The sequence below is a fragment of the Pseudomonas sp. Irchel s3a18 genome, assembly GCF_900187535.1.
GTDB lineage: Bacteria > Pseudomonadota > Gammaproteobacteria > Pseudomonadales > Pseudomonadaceae > Aquipseudomonas.
In genome coordinates this window covers 59098-76343 of record NZ_FYDV01000016.1, presented here as the reverse complement: position 1 = coordinate 76343, position 17246 = coordinate 59098, and the positions used below count along the sequence as shown (strand labels likewise).

Annotated in this window: 15 protein-coding genes and 1 pseudogene; 6 read left to right on the top strand and 10 right to left on the bottom strand. The window is 59.4% G+C overall.

All coding sequences use genetic code 11. The features are described 5' to 3' along the window. The first annotated feature begins 260 nt into the window (after window positions 1-260). Window positions 261-737 (top strand): DUF3757 domain-containing protein, encoded by a 477-nt coding sequence (locus CKW29_RS20095; RefSeq protein WP_159950318.1) that lies wholly within the window; start codon window positions 261-263, stop codon window positions 735-737. Between the two features lie 83 nt (window positions 738-820). Here the strand turns inward: CKW29_RS20095 and CKW29_RS20090 are convergent. Beyond that, window positions 821-1135, bottom strand: a pseudogene (locus CKW29_RS20090) (formaldehyde dehydrogenase, glutathione-independent); the annotation flags it as partial. Between the two features lie 156 nt (window positions 1136-1291). Here CKW29_RS20090 and CKW29_RS26115 point away from each other — a divergent pair. From CKW29_RS26115 to CKW29_RS26340, 3 genes are all read left to right on the top strand, one after another. Then, window positions 1292-2317, top strand: a complete 1026-nt coding sequence (locus tag CKW29_RS26115; RefSeq protein ID WP_256584923.1) for an RHS repeat-associated core domain-containing protein — start codon at window positions 1292-1294, stop codon at window positions 2315-2317. A gap of 188 nt (window positions 2318-2505) precedes the next feature. Beyond that, window positions 2506-2874 (top strand): hypothetical protein, encoded by a 369-nt coding sequence (locus CKW29_RS20080; protein ID WP_371850671.1) that lies wholly within the window; start codon window positions 2506-2508, stop codon window positions 2872-2874. Next, window positions 2829-3329, top strand: a complete 501-nt coding sequence (locus CKW29_RS26340; RefSeq protein WP_371850672.1) for an RHS repeat-associated core domain-containing protein — start codon at window positions 2829-2831, stop codon at window positions 3327-3329. The genes CKW29_RS20080 and CKW29_RS26340 overlap by 46 nt, the downstream gene beginning before the upstream one ends. Window positions 3330-3614: 285 nt before the next feature. On the opposite strand, the gene fdhA is transcribed toward CKW29_RS26340, so the two are convergent. The 8 genes from fdhA to CKW29_RS20040 form a co-directional block, all read right to left on the bottom strand. After that, the gene (fdhA, locus tag CKW29_RS20075) at window positions 3615-4814 is read right to left on the bottom strand and encodes a formaldehyde dehydrogenase, glutathione-independent (protein ID WP_095147197.1); all 1200 of its coding nucleotides are present in this window, start codon (window positions 4812-4814) and stop codon (window positions 3615-3617) included. A 107-nt stretch (window positions 4815-4921) separates the two neighbouring features. Beyond that, window positions 4922-5779: a formyltetrahydrofolate deformylase gene (purU, locus tag CKW29_RS20070; protein WP_095147198.1), complete on the bottom strand. Its 858-nt coding sequence runs from the start codon at window positions 5777-5779 to the stop codon at window positions 4922-4924. A gap of 94 nt (window positions 5780-5873) precedes the next feature. Further along, on the bottom strand, window positions 5874-6506 hold the full coding sequence (locus tag CKW29_RS20065; RefSeq protein WP_095147199.1) for a sarcosine oxidase subunit gamma: 633 nt from the start codon (window positions 6504-6506) through the stop codon (window positions 5874-5876). Window positions 6507-6560: 54 nt separating this feature from the next. Beyond that, a complete protein-coding gene (locus tag CKW29_RS20060; protein ID WP_095147200.1) occupies window positions 6561-9578 on the bottom strand; it encodes a sarcosine oxidase subunit alpha in 3018 nt (1005 codons plus the stop codon). After that, window positions 9575-9904, bottom strand: a complete 330-nt coding sequence (locus tag CKW29_RS20055; protein WP_095147201.1) for a sarcosine oxidase subunit delta — start codon at window positions 9902-9904, stop codon at window positions 9575-9577. Before CKW29_RS20055 ends, CKW29_RS20060 begins: the two co-directional genes overlap by 4 nt. A gap of 14 nt (window positions 9905-9918) precedes the next feature. Further along, window positions 9919-11169 carry a sarcosine oxidase subunit beta gene (locus tag CKW29_RS20050; RefSeq protein ID WP_027617102.1) on the bottom strand — a complete coding sequence of 417 codons (1251 nt, stop codon included), beginning with the start codon at window positions 11167-11169 and terminating at the stop codon, window positions 9919-9921. 23 nt (window positions 11170-11192) lie between these two features. Beyond that, entirely contained in the window at window positions 11193-12446 is a 1254-nt protein-coding gene (gene glyA / locus CKW29_RS20045; RefSeq protein ID WP_095081391.1) for a serine hydroxymethyltransferase, read from the bottom strand. 170 nt (window positions 12447-12616) lie between these two features. Then, window positions 12617-13339 (bottom strand): TraX family protein, encoded by a 723-nt coding sequence (locus CKW29_RS20040; RefSeq protein WP_095147202.1) that lies wholly within the window; start codon window positions 13337-13339, stop codon window positions 12617-12619. A 130-nt stretch (window positions 13340-13469) separates the two neighbouring features. On the opposite strand from CKW29_RS20040, the gene CKW29_RS20035 reads away from it, so the two are divergent. Further along, window positions 13470-14510, top strand: a complete 1041-nt coding sequence (locus CKW29_RS20035) for a low specificity L-threonine aldolase (RefSeq protein WP_095147203.1) — start codon at window positions 13470-13472, stop codon at window positions 14508-14510. 611 nt (window positions 14511-15121) lie between these two features. Further along, window positions 15122-15946: an NAD(P)-dependent oxidoreductase gene (locus CKW29_RS20030; protein ID WP_095147204.1), complete on the top strand. Its 825-nt coding sequence runs from the start codon at window positions 15122-15124 to the stop codon at window positions 15944-15946. A 39-nt stretch (window positions 15947-15985) separates the two neighbouring features. Here CKW29_RS20030 and gbcB read toward each other — a convergent pair whose 3' ends face one another. After that, on the bottom strand, window positions 15986-17086 hold the full coding sequence (gene gbcB / locus CKW29_RS20025; protein WP_095147205.1) for a glycine-betaine demethylase subunit GbcB: 1101 nt from the start codon (window positions 17084-17086) through the stop codon (window positions 15986-15988). Window positions 17087-17246: the final 160 nt, after the last annotated feature.

Genomic DNA, 17246 nt, shown 5'->3' with positions numbered 1-17246 from the left:
CTTGAATGCTTATGGATACTGCGTGGGGGCTCAGTCAGTCAAGATGATAAGACGGGACACTTCGGCCATCCGATTAAAAGCCTTTTGATATTATTAAAACCTGGAATCCCGTCACCCCTCCCAGAGTTTTCACGCTTGTTCTTCTGCCCGTCGTTTTCAGTTCACACTAAAACAGCCTTGACAACTATCAGTTCTGATCGTAGCGGAAAAGTTTTTGGCACCCCAAACTGAAGACTCCTACCAATGTAATGGAGTACAACATGATAATGAAAAAACTCGCGGCAATTACGGTGATACTTTCAGCCCTTGCGGGCAACGCCTTCGCGGATATCGCAATGTGCCCGCAAAAGTCCAGCATCAAACAGCAGAAAGAAGCTGAAGGGTGGAGCTACAGTGCAATCGGGCCGAATGGCCGTCTCTGGGTGGGCGAAAACCCCTATGCGGAAGAGGAGCATCTTGAAACGTTCAAGTTCACCGGAGCGCTGTACCGGGATGTCAGCTCTGAAGGTAATACAGACGTGGTCTCCTGTGATTATGAGGGCGATGACTGGTTCGCGTTTGCGCGGCTGACGTTGTACTCCTTTAAAGACTGGGCGTCCGTGCCGGGGACAAAGTGGAAGTCCCAGTCAAATAACGTAAAGGACGGTGCCCACAAAAAAGCCAAGACCATCGAAACCTGCGAATCACTTTCCCAGAAAGAATGTGCATTCAACTACAGCTCACTGGTCAAGCCATAGGGAAAAGCAACCGCAGATAATTGACAGTTCCAACACTAAAAAAGGGCGACTGAAGTCGCCCTTTCCCCCGCCAGTTCCAGGCGTCAGGCCGCACTAAACAACTTATGCGGATCAATCACGAACTTCTTCGGCACACCCGCATCAAACTCGCCATAGCCACGTGGCGCATCATCCAGACTGATCACCTCAACACCCACAATGTCGGCAATCTTGATCCGATCCCACATGATCGCCTGCATCAACTGGCGGTTGTACTTCATGACTGGGGTCTGGCCGGTGTGGAAGCTGTGGGATTTTGCCCAACCGAGACCAAAGCGGATGCTCAGGCTACCCATTTTCGCGGCGGCGTCGACGGCGCCCGGGTCTTTGGTAACGTACAGGCTCAGAATACCGATCTTGATCATTCCCCAGCCCCAGCCCCAGCGTGAGAATGCCGCCCGTGACGCTCTGCGTCACCTCCCACCATCAACCCTAGCAACTCTGCTAGTAGGCAACCCCGATCGATTGAGCCACAGTAAACCCTGAATTGCCGCGCCTTCCAGGGAGCCCCGACCATGCCAACCCACCGCGAGACCCTACTCTGCCGCTACCGCTACGACCCTCTGGACCGCTTGGCCGATTGCACCCCAACGGCACAGGCCAGCTCCCTACGCTTCTACCTCAAAGACCGCCTGGCCACCGAGATTCAAGGCGCGATACAGCGCTCGATCCTCCAGCACGAAGATCAACTGCTGGCGCAGCAACAACGCCAGAACGGCATGCAGGAAACACGCTTGCTCGCCACTGATCAGCAACGCTCGGTGCTGGCCATCCTCGACGCCACACGCCCCCATCACCTCGCCTATACACCTTATGGTCATCGCGTACCGGAAAACGGCTTGCTCAACCTGCTCGGTTTCAACGGCGAACGGCCAGACCCGGTGACCGGGCACTATTTGTTGGGCAATGGTTATCGGGCGTTTAACCCGATGTTGATGCGGTTCAACAGCCCGGACAGTTGGAGTCCGTTTGGAGAGGGGGGGTTGAATGCGTATGGGTATTGCGCGGGAGATCCGGTGAACAGGAGTGATCCTACAGGGCACCGCCCATGGATACTTAACTTTTTAAATGGCATAAAGAAGAGGTTGGGATTTAGTAAAAAGCCATCTCCGAAAAAACCATCGCCTGCGGAAAAGACGAATGTTCCTGTTGCGAAATCAGACAAAAACAATCAGCACATGAACAGCCGCCGCCTTTCCACCCCTGAAGATCTACCCTCTATTCCGAAAAATTGGAGACACGACGAGTCTGAAATCGTCCGTTTTTATAGAGATACTTACTACAGCACCACCGACCAAGCAGTGAAGGATGAAATGCTGGACGGGCTGACAAGGCACTTCAAGTCAAATCCACCCCCTGGATACAAAGTACTCCCTGATTACGAAGTGCGATCAAGTAGTTACTGGAATTGGCGGAGCCAATTTCACCAAAGTGGTAGTTCTAGCAGCTCTAGTAGCTCTAGCAGCTCTAGCAGCTCCAGAAGACTTAGAAGCCCCATAACTCACATCACTGCCATTAGACAAGATTTCAAATTCCAATAACCTCATTCAAGAATATTGAAATGGATGACCAACGCATTGATAAAGCACCAAACCTCAGGCTACGCCTACTTGCCACAGGAGCTGGTAAACCTGAAGACGTCGACCCTTTCAATTCAGTTGGTAGCAACGTAGGCCGATTGCATCGCAGTTAATCCTTAATCCGATTTCCTTGTCAGGGAGCGAACCTCATGCACATCAACAGCAAAATTCTTCTTTGCCGATATCATTACGACTCGCTGGATCACCTGGCTTCCAGTAAACCGGCAGTACAGGCCGACACCCAACGCTTCTACCAGAAACGTCGCCTGACGACCGAGATCCAGGGCGTGGTGCAGCACTCGATCATGCAACACGACGACGAACTGCTGACCCAGCAACAGCATTTGAGCGGCACAGTGCAAACCAACCTGCTCGCGACCGACCAACAGTGCTCAGTGATGAAAGTGCTCGATGGGATTAAGCCTGATGCGTTCGTCTACACACCTTATGGTCACCGCTCACCGGAAATGGCTTGGTCTGCCTCCTCGGTTTCAACGGCGAACGGCCAGACCCGGTGACCGGGCATTATCTGTTGGGCAATGGTTATCGGGCGTTTAACCCAGTGTTGATGCGATTCAACAGCCCGGACAGTTGGAGCCCATTCGGGGAGGGTGGTTTAAATGCGTACACGTATTGCGTGGGGGATCCGGTGAATGGACGAGATCCTAACGGACATACACCTATCTGGCTGAAAAGCATTCTGCGCGGGCTTGGGGTGATGAAAAAACGCGGCACTGCCAATACTGTTAAAATCACGTCGATTACAAAACCCCCTTCCAACCTAGCTGATAAAGAACATGTTTTTCTTGGCTTTCACGGTACGAGCAAAAAAAACGCGGCCGATGTATTGAGCGTAGGAGTCCATGACAACAGCAAACATATTTTTATAACCAACACCTTCGACGGGGCGAAAAGTTACGCCAGCCTACATGAAAATGGCTCAATCCTTGCCGTTTACACTAATAAATTTTAAGAGCTGCGCTCATACTCTGCACGCGGCATAGTCAAGGGCTCCAGCAATATAGAGCAAGTTAAAATCCCCAAAGAAATTCACACTTCCTTAACATTCAAAAATATAGAAAATTCAGACATAAGCTCAAACTTCAATAGATTTATGTACGAACAAGAACTTGCTGCACACTGGACAATTAAATTCCGACAGCAGTAATAGAAAATCACCAGCTACCGCAGACCCAATGCAATATCCACACTGTTAAAAAAGGCGACATTACGTCGCCCTCTTTTTCACCTCATACCCCTAAGCCGCACTAAACAACTTATGCGGATCAATCACAAACTTCTTCGGTACACCCGCATCAAACTCGCCATAACCACGTGGCGCATCATCCAGGCTGATCACCTCAACGCCCACGATGTCGGCAATCTTGATCCGGTCCCACATGATCGCCTGCATCAACTGGCGGTTGTACTTCATGACCGGGGTCTGGCCGGTGTGGAAGCTGTGGGATTTAGCCCAGCCCAAACCAAAGCGGATGCTCAGGCTGCCCATTTTTGCGGCGGCATCCACTGCACCCGGATCTTCGGTGACGTACAGGCCCGGGATACCGATCTTGCCGGCGACACGGACCACGCCCATCAGCGAGTTGAGCACGGTGGCCGGAGCTTCGTGTTTCACCCCGGCATGGCCGTGGCCACGGGCTTCGAAGCCAACGGCGTCGACGGCGCAATCCACTTCAGGCTCGCCCAGCAAGGCGGCGATCTGTTCGTGCAGCGGGGTGTCCAGGGACAGGTCGGCGATTTCGAAACCCTGGGCCTTGGCATGGGCCAGGCGGATCGGGTTGACGTCACCGATGATCACCACCGCAGCGCCCAGCAAGCGCGCGGAAGCGGCAGCCGCCAGGCCGACCGGGCCGGCGCCGGCGATGTATACGGTGCTGCCCGGGCCAACGCCGGCGGTGACAGCGCCGTGGTAGCCGGTAGGCAGGATGTCGGACAGGCAGGTCAGGTCACGGATTTTTTCCATGGCCCGGTCGCGATCCGGCAGTTTCAGCAGGTTGAAGTCAGCGTACGGCACCATGGCGTATTCAGCCTGGCCACCGGTCCAGTCGCCCATGTCGACATACCCGTAGGCACCACCAGGACGGGCCGGGTTAACGCTCAGGCAGACACCGGTGTGCATCTCCTTGCAGGAGCGGCAGCGCCCACAGGCGACGTTGAACGGCACCGACACCAGGTCGCCGATTTTCAGGTTCTCGACATCGCTGCCCTTCTCGATCACCTCGCCGGTGATCTCATGACCCAGCACCAGACCGGTCTGGGCGGTGGTGCGACCGCGCACCATGTGCTGGTCGGAACCACAGATATTGGTAGAGACCACGCGCAGGATCACACCGTGCTCGATCTTCCTGCCGCGCGGATCCTGCATTTTCGGATAGTCGATTTTCTGCACTTCGACCTTGCCCGCGCCGAGATACACCACACCACGATTGCCAGACATGCTTTCACCTCGCTGTTGTTGTTATTGAGCGGCAAGCTTCAAGCGTCAAGCTACAAGCTGACCTCAGCACACCGCTTTTACTTGAAGCTTGCAACTTGAAGCTGCTTTCAGAGAACAACCGTGCGATTGGCGTTCAAGAACACCCGCCGCTCAATGTGATACCCCACCGCCCGAGCCAGGGTCAGGCCTTCGATATCTCGCCCTTTAGCGATCAGGTCTTCGGGGTAGTGGCTGTGATCCACCGCTTCCACGCCTTGGGCGATGATCGGGCCTTCGTCGAGGTCGTTGTTGATGTAGTGCGCCGTGGCGCCCACCAGTTTCACGCCCTTGTTGTAGGCCTGGTGATAGGGCTTGGCACCCTTGAAGCCGGGCAGCAGGGAGTGATGAATGTTGATCGCCTTGCCGTCGAGCTTGCGGCACAGCTCCGGCGACAACACTTGCATGTAGCGGGCAAGGACCACCAGTTCGGCGCCGGACGCCTCGATCACCTGCCACACCTGACGCTCCTGGGACGGTTTGTCGTTGGGGTCGAGGGGAAAATGGTAGTACGGAATCTGGTGCCAGTCGGCCAAGGGCTTGAGGTCCGGGTGGTTGGACACCACGGCGACGACGTCCATCGACAACTGGCCGATGCGCTGGCGGTAGAGCAAGTCGTTAAGGCAGTGATCGGCCTTGGAAACCATGATCACCACTTTGGGTCGATGATGCGGCGGTGTCAGCTCGAAGATCATGCCGAAGGCTTCAGCTCGTTCAGCCAGACCTGCGCGGAATGACTGTTCGTCAAAGCCGTCGGGCTGACGGAATTCCACGCGAATGAAGAATCGGCCCGAGAGCCGGTCGTCGAAGGAGTGGTGTTCGGTGACGTAGCAACCCTGTTCGAACAGAAAGCGGGTCACCGCGTCTACCGTGCCGAGCACGCTGGGGCAGTCGGCGGTCAGAATCCATGTGTCTGGGGCGCGGCTCATAGTGCGGTGACTCCTGTTGCGAAACCAACACGGCAAAGGCAATACCACACTGTGGCGAGGGAGCTTGCTCCCTCGCCACAGGTGGGAATGATCATCAGGCCTGGACGCTCAGCCCGTATTCCGCTGCCGCATCCTGCAACCACAGCCACCAGTAATCGGAGAAGCTGCGACGGATCAGCAGTTCCCAGGTGTCTTCAGCGGTATGGCGAATCATCAGCTGGGACTTGGCGAACACCGTGCCCACCGCCTTGCCCACCGGGAAGTTGTTGGGGTGCACGTCATAGCTGGTGGATTTCATCAGCACTTCACGCACATTCGGGCCGCTCAGCTCGAGGAGCTGCTGACCGCCGCTGACATTGACGATGGCGATGTGCAGGTCACCCAGCGCGGCGCGCAGCTTCTGCTCGGCGGCGAACTCTTCGCCGGTCGGCACGATCAGCAGCCACTCGTCCGGTCCCATCCATTGCAGGCTGGTTTCACCTTTGCCGACCACGGTCAGGGCCACGGGCAGTTCCAGACCCAGGGCCTTGTGCACACCGGCTGCGAATGCAGGGTCATGGCCATCGCCGCGAAGGGTCAGGTGGCCCAGCAGTTTTTTCTCGCGCACGGTGACACCGGCGCTCTTGCGGCCCTTGCCCACCAGGCTGGCGAGGTCGGCATGATGCAGCGACGACTCGGCCTTGGCCCCGGTGGTTGGGCGTTGTTGGTACACATTGGCTGCGGTCATAAAGCACCTGTCCTGAATTCTGTGTCCCCCCGCGCCTGGCGCGGGGGTGATCGATTACACGTTCTGGCGATCGCCTTTCGGATCGAAGAACACCGAAGAAACGATTTCCGCTTCGATCACGCTGCCGTCGGCCAACGGTGCGAACACTCGCTCACCGAGGCGCTCCAGACCGCCCTTGACCACACCCATGGCAAACGAGTAGCCCAGGGAGTTGTGGGCGTAGCTGGAGGTCACATGACCGACCATGGTCATCGGGATCGCTTGCTTGGTGTTGAACACCAGCTGCGCACCCTCCGGCAGCCATTTGGTCGGATCGATTGGCTTGAGGCCGACCAGCTGTTTACGCTGATCACGCACGCAGTCTTCGCGATTCATGCCACGCCAGCCGATCCACGAGAACGGTTTGGTGCGACCCACGCACCAGCCCATGTTCAAGTCGTCCGGAGTCATCGAGCTGTCCGTGTCCTGGCCGACGATGATGAAGCCCTTCTCGGCCCGCAATACGTGCATGGTTTCGGTGCCATACGGCGTCAGGTTGTACTTCTTGCCGGCCTCGACGATTTTCTCGAGCACGCCCATGGCGTAGTCGGCCTGCACGTTGACTTCGTACGACAGCTCACCGGTAAACGAAATCCGGAACACCCGCGCTGGCACACCACCGACCAGGCCTTCTTTCCAGGTCATGAACGGGAAGCCGTCCTTGTCCAGGTCGATGTCGGTGACCTCGCTGAGCAGCTTGCGGCTGTTCGGCCCGGACAGGGTCATGGTCGCCCAGTGATCGGTGACCGAGGTGAAGTACACCTTCAGGTCCGGCCATTCGGTCTGGTGATACAGCTCCAGCCACTGCAGCACACGCGCGGCGCCGCCCGTGGTGGTGGTCATCACGAAGTGGTTGTCGGCCAGGCAGGCGGTGACGCCGTCATCGAAGACCATGCCGTCTTCTTTGCACATCAGGCCGTAGCGCGCCTTGCCCACGTCCAGCTTGGTCCAGGCGTTGGTGTAGACGCGGTTGAGGAACTCCCGCGCATCCGGTCCCTGGATGTCGATCTTGCCGAGTGTCGAGGCATCGAGCAGGCCGACGCTTTCACGCACGGCCAGGCATTCGCGCTTGACCGCGGCATGCAGGTCTTCGCCGTTGCGCGGGAAGTACCAAGGGCGCTTCCACTGCCCGACGTCTTCAAATTCGGCACCGTTCTTCACGTGCCAGTGATGCAGCGCGGTGTAGCGCACCGGCTCGAAGATGTGCCCACAGTGACGACCGGCCACCGCGCCGAAGGTGACCGGCGTGTAGTTCGGGCGGAACATGGTGGTGCCCATCTGCGGGATGGTCACGTTCAGCGAACGGGCGGCGATGGCCAGACCGTTGACGTTGCCCAGCTTGCCCTGGTCGGTACCGAAGCCCAATGCGGTGTAGCGCTTGACGTGCTCGACCGATTCGAAGCCTTCGCGGGTCGCCAGTTCGATGGCGGCGGCGGTGACGTCGTTTTGCAGGTCGACGAATTGCTTCGGCGCCCGTGCGGTGCTCTTTTCATGGGGGACCTGGAACAACGCCAGGGTCGATTCCTCATGGCGGCTCAGGGCCTTGGGCAGCACGCCTTCGACCGTTTTGAAACCGGCTTCGGCGGCGGCGCGGGCGCCCCCCTCAAAACCGTCGGCCAGCGAGTCACCGAGGCTATAGACGCCGTTGATGCCACCGACGCATACGCGCTTCTGCGGGGCTTCGCCCGGTACAAAACCGAGGATATCTTCACGCCAGATCGGCTTGCCACCCAGGTGCGAGGCCAGGTGAACCACCGGGCTGTAACCGCCGGAACTGGCGACAATGTCGCACTCCAGCCATTCACCCGGACTGGTCACGGTGTGGGCTTTGACATCGATGGCCGCCACGCGGGCAGCGGTCACGTGCTTGCTGCCACGGGCTTCGATCACCGCGCTGCCGGTCAGGATGCGGATACCTTTGGCCCGCGCTTCTTCCACCAGCGCACCACGCGGGTTGCTGCGGGCGTCGGCGATGGCGACCACTTGCAGGCTGGCATCGAGCCAGTCCAGGGCCACGCGGTAGGCGTGATCGTTGTTGGTGGACAGCACCAGTTTTTTACCCGGTGCCACGCCGTAGCGACGCACATAAGTCGAGACGGCACCGGCCAGCATGTTGCCCGGCACGTCGTTGTTGCCGTAGACCAGTGGACGCTCGTGGGTCCCGGTGGCCAGCACCACGCGCGTGGCGCGAACCCGGTGGATGCGCTGGCGCACCTGGCCGATCGGCGCGCGGTCGCCGAGGTGATCGGTGAGGCGCTCGTGAATGGTCAGGAAGTTGTGGTCGTGGTAGCCGTTGACGGTCGCCCGTGGAAGCAACAGCACATCCGGGGTGGCCTTCAGCTCGGCGATCACGTTGGCGACCCACTCGGTGGCTGGCTTGCCATCCAGGCTTTCGCGGGTATCGAGCAGGCTGCCGCCGAACTCTTCCTGCTCATCGGCCAGGATCACCCGGGCGCCGCTGCGCGCAGCGGCCAGGGCAGCCGCCAGACCGGCAGGGCCGGCACCGACGATCAGCACGTCGCAATGCTGGTTCATGTAGTCGTAGGTGTCCGGATCATTCTCGGTCGGCGAACGACCCAGGCCGGCAGCCTTGCGGATGTACTTCTCGTAAGTCATCCAGAACGATTGCGGGTACATGAAGGTTTTGTAGTAGAAGCCCGGCGGCATCAGCTTGCCGCCGACCTTGCCGAGAATCCCCATCATGTCGTTGTTCACGCTCGGCCAGCCGTTGGTGCTAGTGGCGACCAGGCCCTGGTACAACGCCTGTTGCGTGGCCCGGACGTTGGGGATCTGGGTGGCTTCGGTGGCGCCGATCTGCAGCACGGCGTTCGGCTCCTCGGAGCCTGCGGCGAAGATCCCGCGCGGACGGGAATACTTGAAGCTGCGACCGATGATGTCGACGCCATTGGCCAGCAGTGCAGCAGCCAGGGAGTCGCCTTCAAAGCCTTTGTAGACCTGGCCGTTGAAGGTGAAGGTCAGGACTTTGTTGCGGTCGATCCGTCCACCGTTGGACAGGCGATTGATCTGGCTCATACCTTCGCTCCCAGAGCCTGCGCGGCCACTTTCGGACTTTCAGTCTTGTCGGTGAACTGCGGCTTGCTGCCGATCTTGTAGGTCTCGAGAATCTCGTAGGTCACGGTGTCTCGGGTGACGTTGAAGTACTGGCGGCAACCGGCAACGTGGTCCCACAGTTCGTGGTGCAGGCCGCGAGGATTGTCACGGAAGAACAGGTAGTCGCCCCACTCCTCGTCGGTGCAGGTGTTCGGATCCAGTGGGCGCGGAATGTGCGCCTGGCCGGATGCATGGAATTCCTCTTCGGAGCGCAGTTCGCCGCAGTGAGGACAGAAGATATGCAACATAGGGATTTCTCCTGTTAGTGGGCGACCGCAGCAGCGCCGTGTTCATCGATCAACGCACCGTTGTGGAAACGGTCGATGGAGAAAGGTGCGGCCAACGGGTGCATTTCACCCTTGGCCAGGCTCGCGGCAAACACGTTGCCCGAGCCGGGTGTGGCCTTGAAACCGCCGGTGCCCCAACCGCAGTTGAAGAACATGTTCGGCACCGGGGTTTTCGAGATGATCGGGCAGGCGTCCGGGGTGGTGTCGACGATGCCGCCCCATTGGCGGTTCATGCGCACGCGGGACAATACCGGGAACATCTCGACGATGGCCTGGATGGTGTGTTCGATCACCGGGTAGGAACCACGCTGGCCGTAGCCGTTGTAGCCGTCGATACCGGCACCGATCACCAGGTCGCCCTTGTCGGACTGGCTGATGTAGCCGTGCACGGCGTTGGACATGATCACGCTGTCGATAATCGGCTTGATCGGCTCGGACACCAGCGCTTGCAGCGGGTGGGATTCGATCGGCAGGCGGAAACCGGCCAGCTTGGCCATGTGCCCGGAGTTACCGGCGGTGACCACGCCGACGCGCTTGGCGCCGATGAAACCCTTGTTGGTTTCCACGCCGATGCACACACCGTTTTCCTTGCGAAAGCCGATCACTTCGGTCTGCTGGATCAGGTCCACGCCCAGGGCGTCGGCGGCACGGGCAAAGCCCCAGGCCACGGCATCGTGGCGAGCCACGCCGCCGCGACGCTGGACGGTCGCGCCCATCACCGGATAGCGGGTGTTCTTCGAGCAATCGAGGTACGGAATCTCGTCGGCCACTTGCTGGGCGTTGAGCAATTCGCCGTCGACGCCGTTGAGGCGGTTGGCGCTGACCCGACGCTCGGAGTCACGGATGTCCTGCAGGGTGTGGCACAGGTTGTAGACCCCGCGCTGGGAGAACATCACGTTGTAGTTCAGGTCCTGGGACAGGCCTTCCCAGAGTTTCATGGCGTGTTCGTAGAGGTGCGCCGACTCATCCCACAGGTAGTTGGAACGCACGATGGTGGTGTTGCGCGCGGTGTTACCGCCGCCCAGCCAGCCTTTCTCGACCACGGCCACGTTGGTGATGCCGTGCTCCTTGGCCAGGTAGTAGGCAGTCGCCAGACCATGCCCGCCGCCGCCGACGATGACCACGTCGTAGACCTTTTTCGGGGTCGGCGTGCGCCACATCCGCTGCCAGTTTTCGTGGTGGCTGAGGGAGTGTTTGAAGAGGCCGAAGCCTGAGTAGCGTTGCATAGTCATTTACTCCAAAACCGCGCTCAGCGATAAACCGGGAAGTCCGCGCACAGGGCCGCGACGTTCTTCGCCACATCGGCTTCAACGTCGGCGTCGCCGAGGTTGTCGAGGATGTCGCAGATCCAGCCGGCCAGTTCCGTGCACTGGGTGACCTTGAAGCCACGCGAGGTCACGGCCGGGGTGCCAATGCGCAGGCCCGAAGTGACGAACGGCGACTGTGGGTCGTTCGGTACGGCGTTCTTGTTCACGGTGATGTGGGCGCGACCCAGGGCGGCGTCGGCTTCTTTACCGGTCAGGCCCTGGCGGATCAGGCTCACCAGGAACAGGTGGTTGTCGGTGCCACCGGACACTACATCGTAGCCACGTTTGATAAAGATGCCGGCCATGGCCTGGGCGTTGTCGATCACTTGCTGTTGATACACCTTGAAGCCTGGCTCCAGTGCTTCCTTGAAGCACACGGCCTTGGCGGCGATCACGTGCATCAGCGGGCCGCCCTGGCCACCGGGGAACACGGCGGCGTTGAGTTTCTTTTCCAGCTCTTCGTTGGCGCGGGCCAGGATCAGGCCGCCCCGTGGACCGCGCAGGGTCTTGTGGGTGGTAGTGGTGACCACGTCGGCGAACGGAATCGGGTTCGGGTACAGACCGGCAGCGACCAGACCGGCGACGTGGGCCATATCAACAAAAAGATAAGCACCGACTTTGTCAGCGATCTGACGGAAGCGCGGGAAATCCAGGGTCTTGGAGTAAGCGGAGAAGCCGGCGATGATCATTTTCGGCTGGTGCTCGACCGCCAGGCGCTCGACTTCGTCGTAGTCGATCAGGCCGGTGTCGGTGTCGATGCCGTATTGCACCGCGTTGTAGAGCTTGCCGGAGAAGCTGACCTTGGCACCGTGGGTCAGGTGCCCGCCGTGGGCCAGGCTCATGCCCAGTACGGTATCGCCGGCTTGCAGCAGGGCCAGATAGACCGCCGCGTTGGCCTGGCTGCCGGAGTGCGGCTGGACGTTGGCATAGTCGGCGCCGAACAGCTGCTTGGCGCGCTCGATGGCCAGGGCTTCGACCTTGTCGACGTGCTCGCAACCGCCGTAGTAACGCTTGCCCGGATAACCTTCGGCGTATTTGTTGGTCAGGCCGCTGCCCTGGGCTTCCATGACGCGCTTGCTGGTGTAGTTCTCTGACGCGATCAGCTCGATGTGATCTTCCTGGCGCAACTCCTCGGCATTCATCGCCGCCAGCAGTGCATCGTCGTAACCCTGGATCTGGTCTTGCTTGCTGAACATCGCGTCTCTCCCAGCGGCGGCGGTGCGCCATTCGTCTCGGTGAGGCACCTGCCTTTGCGCAGTGCCCTTTGAATGCGATGGTATGGCCGGCTTCGAGTGGTCAAATGCCTATGGACGCCACGCAAAGGTGCGTTTACGACATGCTGTGCCGGTAGACTCTTGAACAGGGCTCAGGACAGGACCTGACGCAGGCCCAGTAACAGCAGGAAATGCACGGGATAGAGCGCGTAAGCCCAGCGCCGCATCGGCGGTGGCGAGCACTGGCGCACACCGCGCAACAGCAACAGACCGCCCAGCGGTGCGATCAGGCAGACGCCAAAAGCGACCTCGGCAAGCGTGTTGCCGTGGCGACCGGCGGCAATCAGCGCCTCCCACTCATTGGCCGCCAGACAGACCAGTCCCGGCAACACGGCGAAATACCACGGCTTGCGGATCACCAGCAGCGTCGCCAGGGGCAGCAGGACACCGAACACACCGAACATCAGTCGTTCACTGAACAGAGCCCCCAGCAGCAGCGCCACCAGCCCCAACCCGCGCGCCTGAATGTCCGGTTGTTGCCAGCCACGCGCAACCAGCAACCCCAGCGCCAGTGTAGGCAACACGTTTAAAACGCCAGGATCAGGGATATACAACCGGTAGGGTATTTCGCTCAACAGACTGAACAGCAGCAACCAGCCCAGGTAACGCCACTGACGCACGCCATCGCCAGGCACCGCGGCCGGCCGCGCCAGGTTGGCCGCCATTGCCAGGCAAAACCACGGGAACGCCAGACGCCCCGGCACATACAGCAGGTCCAGGGGCAACCCGATGTAACGCAGGTGATCGAGCACCATGCTCAGCAGCGCCAACCATTTGAGCAGATCGAGTGCCCCGTCACGTTGAGTCACGTGCATAATCGCCCATCGACTGTGTAGTTTTCTGACAGATACATCCCGTGTGCTCCCCGGACGATCTTCGGTAAAGTGCGCACCCTCATTGACCAACGAACTCTTCACCCAAGAGTCTCGACCACGGAAGCGGGCCATGACCGATAAGAGCCAACAATTCGCCAGCGACAACTATTCCGGTATCTGCCCTGAAGCCTGGGCCGCCATGGAACAGGCCAACCAGGGCCACCAGCGCGCCTATGGCGACGATGAGTGGACTGCCCGCGCCTCGGACGACTTCCGCAAGCTGTTTGAAACCGACTGCGAAGTGTTCTTCGCCTTCAACGGCACCGCCGCCAACTCACTGGCCCTGTCGTCGCTGTGCCAGAGTTACCACAGTGTGATCTGCTCGGAAACCGCCCACGTCGAAACCGACGAATGCGGCGCGCCGGAATTCTTCTCCAACGGCTCAAAATTGCTGATCGCCGGCACCGAAAACGGCAAGCTGACGCCAGCCTCGATCCGCGAAATCGCCCTCAAGCGCCAGGACATCCACTACCCGAAACCACGGGTCGTGACCCTGACCCAGGCCACCGAGGTCGGCAGCGTCTACACCCCGGACGAAATCCGCGCCATCAGCGCCACCTGCAAAGAACTGGGCCTGAACCTGCACATGGACGGCGCGCGCTTCTCCAACGCCTGCGCTTTCCTCGGCTGCTCGCCCGCCGACCTGACCTGGAAAGCCGGCGTCGACGTGCTGTGCTTTGGCGGTACGAAAAACGGCATGGCGGTCGGTGAGGCGATTCTGTTCTTCAACCAGAAACTGGCCGAAGACTTCGACTACCGCTGCAAACAGGCCGGTCAACTGGCGTCGAAAATGCGCTTCCTCTCGGCCCCTTGGGTCGGCATTCTCGAAAACAACGCCTGGCTCAAATACGCCCGCCACGCTAACCACTGCGCGCAGCTGCTGGCCGAACTGGTCAGCGACATTCCCGGCGTTGAACTGATGTTCCCGGTACAGGCCAATGGTGTGTTCCTGCAGCTGTCGGAGTCGGCCGTCGCGGCACTGACCGAGAAAAACTGGCGTTTCTACACCTTCATCGGCAAAGGCGGCGCCCGCTTCATGTGCTCATGGGATACCGACGAAGAGCGCGTGCGTGAATTGGCGAAAGATATTCGTGAAGTGATGAGTGCCTGAATCTGGCACCAGCAGCGGCAGGCGCATCCGGATTGCGTCGCGCCGCTCATCAGAACTGTTATTTCTGACAGTTCAACTGCTCTGCAACGCTGGCGTATCGTCGGAACACCTGAAAAGGTTGCGCAGTCTTTCAGGAACAAGGCCCGTCGAACATTCGGCGCAAACGCTGTTCCAGTAGAGAGCTATCAAAATGAACGATCAATCACAAGGTGTGCTTCTGACAAGTACCGCCAAAGAAGTTGAAAGAGATGAATTTTTAAAAATTGTGAACATCGGCGACACAATTAAACATCACGACAATTCAGAATCCATTGTTGTAAAAAAGGTTTTCGTGCAACAGATGTCAAATAATTACAAAATTGAGATCTCCTCAGAAAGGCCGTAAATTATCGCTCCAATGCTCCGCGTCAAAGCCCTTTAGACGCGGAGCCTTTCAGACCTTCTGCAATATCCCCGCCGCTTTATCTTACCCACTACAGCACTTCGCAGGTCCCGAAACGACCTCTGCCGACGGGTGAAGTCACTTTTGTCCGCTCGCGCCATCCATCAGGCTTCGTCTACATTCTCTGTCGAGCTCGTCCGCTCACATAACAACAATCAGGAGCGTGTACATGTCATTGCAAGGTAAAACCCTGTTCATCACTGGCGCCAGCCGTGGCATCGGCCGTGAGATTGCGCTGCGAGCTGCCCGCGATGGGGCCAATATCGTGATCGCCGCCAAAAGTGCGGAGCCTCACCCCAAACTGCCCGGGACTATCCATAGCGTGGCCCTGGAAGTTGAGGCGGCTGGAGGCAAGGCGCTGGCCCTGCAGGTCGATGTTCGCGACGAAGTCGCGGTGCAGGCGGCACTGGCCCAGGCTAACGAGCATTTCGGCGGTATTGACGCGCTGATCAACAATGCCGGGGCAATCAAGCTGACCGGGGTTGCGCACATCGAACTCAAGCGCTTCGACCTGATGCACCAGATCAACACCCGCGCCGTGCTGCTGTGCAGCCAGGCCGCCCTGCCCTATCTGAAAAAATCCGGCGGACACATCCTCAACCTGTCGCCACCGCTGAACCTGGCCAGCAAATGGTTCGCCCAGTACAGCCCCTACACCGTGACCAAATACGGCATGAGCATGCTGACCCTGGGCATGAGCGAGGAATTTGCAGCCTATGGCATCAGCGTCAACTCGTTGTGGCCACAGACCATGATCGCCACAGCCGCCATCGAGTTTCAGCTGGGATCGCGGGAATCGTTCAAGCACGCCCGCACACCCGCCATCATGGCCGATGCCGCCCACGCCATTCTCAGCAGCGCCAACCGCAGCCTGACCGGACGTTTGTTGATCGATGAGCAAATACTTCGGGAACAGGGTGCCACCGAGTTCGAGCACTATCGCTTCGCGCCGGGCACCACCGACAAGCTGATGACCGACCTGTTCATCGACTAAGTACCGCCGATCCCGCCCTGGCGGGCGGGATCGTTTCGTTTAGAACTCGATGCGCACATCGCCTTTCGGCACGCTGCAGCACGACAGGATGAACCCTTCGGCCTCGTCTTCCTCGGTGATCCCGCCGTTGTGCTCCATCTCCACTTCGCCCCCAAGCTTCAACACCTTGCAGGTGCCGCAAATACCCATGCCGCAGGCTTTGGGGATCAACAGTCCGACCTTGGCCGCCGCCGCGTGCACGGTTTCGCCCGGCGCCACGCGAATGCTCTTGCCAGAGGCGGTGAACTCCACCTGGTGCAAATCCGCGGCGTCGACTTCCGGTGCTTCGGCAGCCTGTTCGGCTTGCTCAACCGCATCAGCGCGGGCCTCCGGTGGCGTGGCACCGAAGGATTCTTCGTGATAGCGCTTCATGTCAAAGCCACTGGCTTCGAGCAGACGCTTGACCGCGTTCATGTACGGGGTCGGGCCGCAGCAGAATACCTCGCGCTCGAGGAAATCCGGCGCCATCAATTCCAGCATCTTGTGGTTCAGGTAGCCGCGATAACCGGCCCAGGGCTCGCCCAGGCCGTGTTTCTCGCAGATCAAGTGCAGGCTGAAGTTGTCGATCCGCGAAGCCATGTGTTCCAGCTCGCGGTGATAGATGATGTCCTTGGGCGAACGTGCGCTGTGGATAAACACCATGTCGACATTGCCGTTGGTGTCGTAGAACCAGCGGGCCATGGACATACACGGGGTGATGCCGACACCGCCGCTGAGGTACAACACTTTCGGGCTCGGGAAGTCGATGGCGTTGAACAATCCCACCGGGCCGTGCACCGCCAGTTCCTGGCCCTCGTGCAGGGTGTCGTGCAGCCAGTTGGAGACCTTGCCGCCCGGCACGCGCTTGATGGTCACCGAGAAACTGTAGGGCACCGACGGCGAGCTGGAAATGGTGTAAGACCGCATGATCGGCTGGCCTTCGATCTCAAGTTCCAGGGTGACGAACTGCCCCGGCTTGAAGAAGAACATGATCGGCTGATCGGCCATGAAGCAGAAGGTGCGCACGTCCCAGGTTTCCTGGATGACTTTGACGCAACGGACAATGTGTCGGCCATTGGCCCAGGTCTGGGTGGTTACCGGGTTCAGGAAGCTGTTGGACATGCTGATCTCCACGGCCGACTGTCGGCCTCATATTGGCGATTCTGCTCAAGGCGCGAGGCGACCACTTACCTATCTACGACATTCACGTACTTATCGCGACCAGCCCCTGTATACCGGGGGTTGCGCGTCGGGAACAGATTGCATCATGTCGCCCATGGAT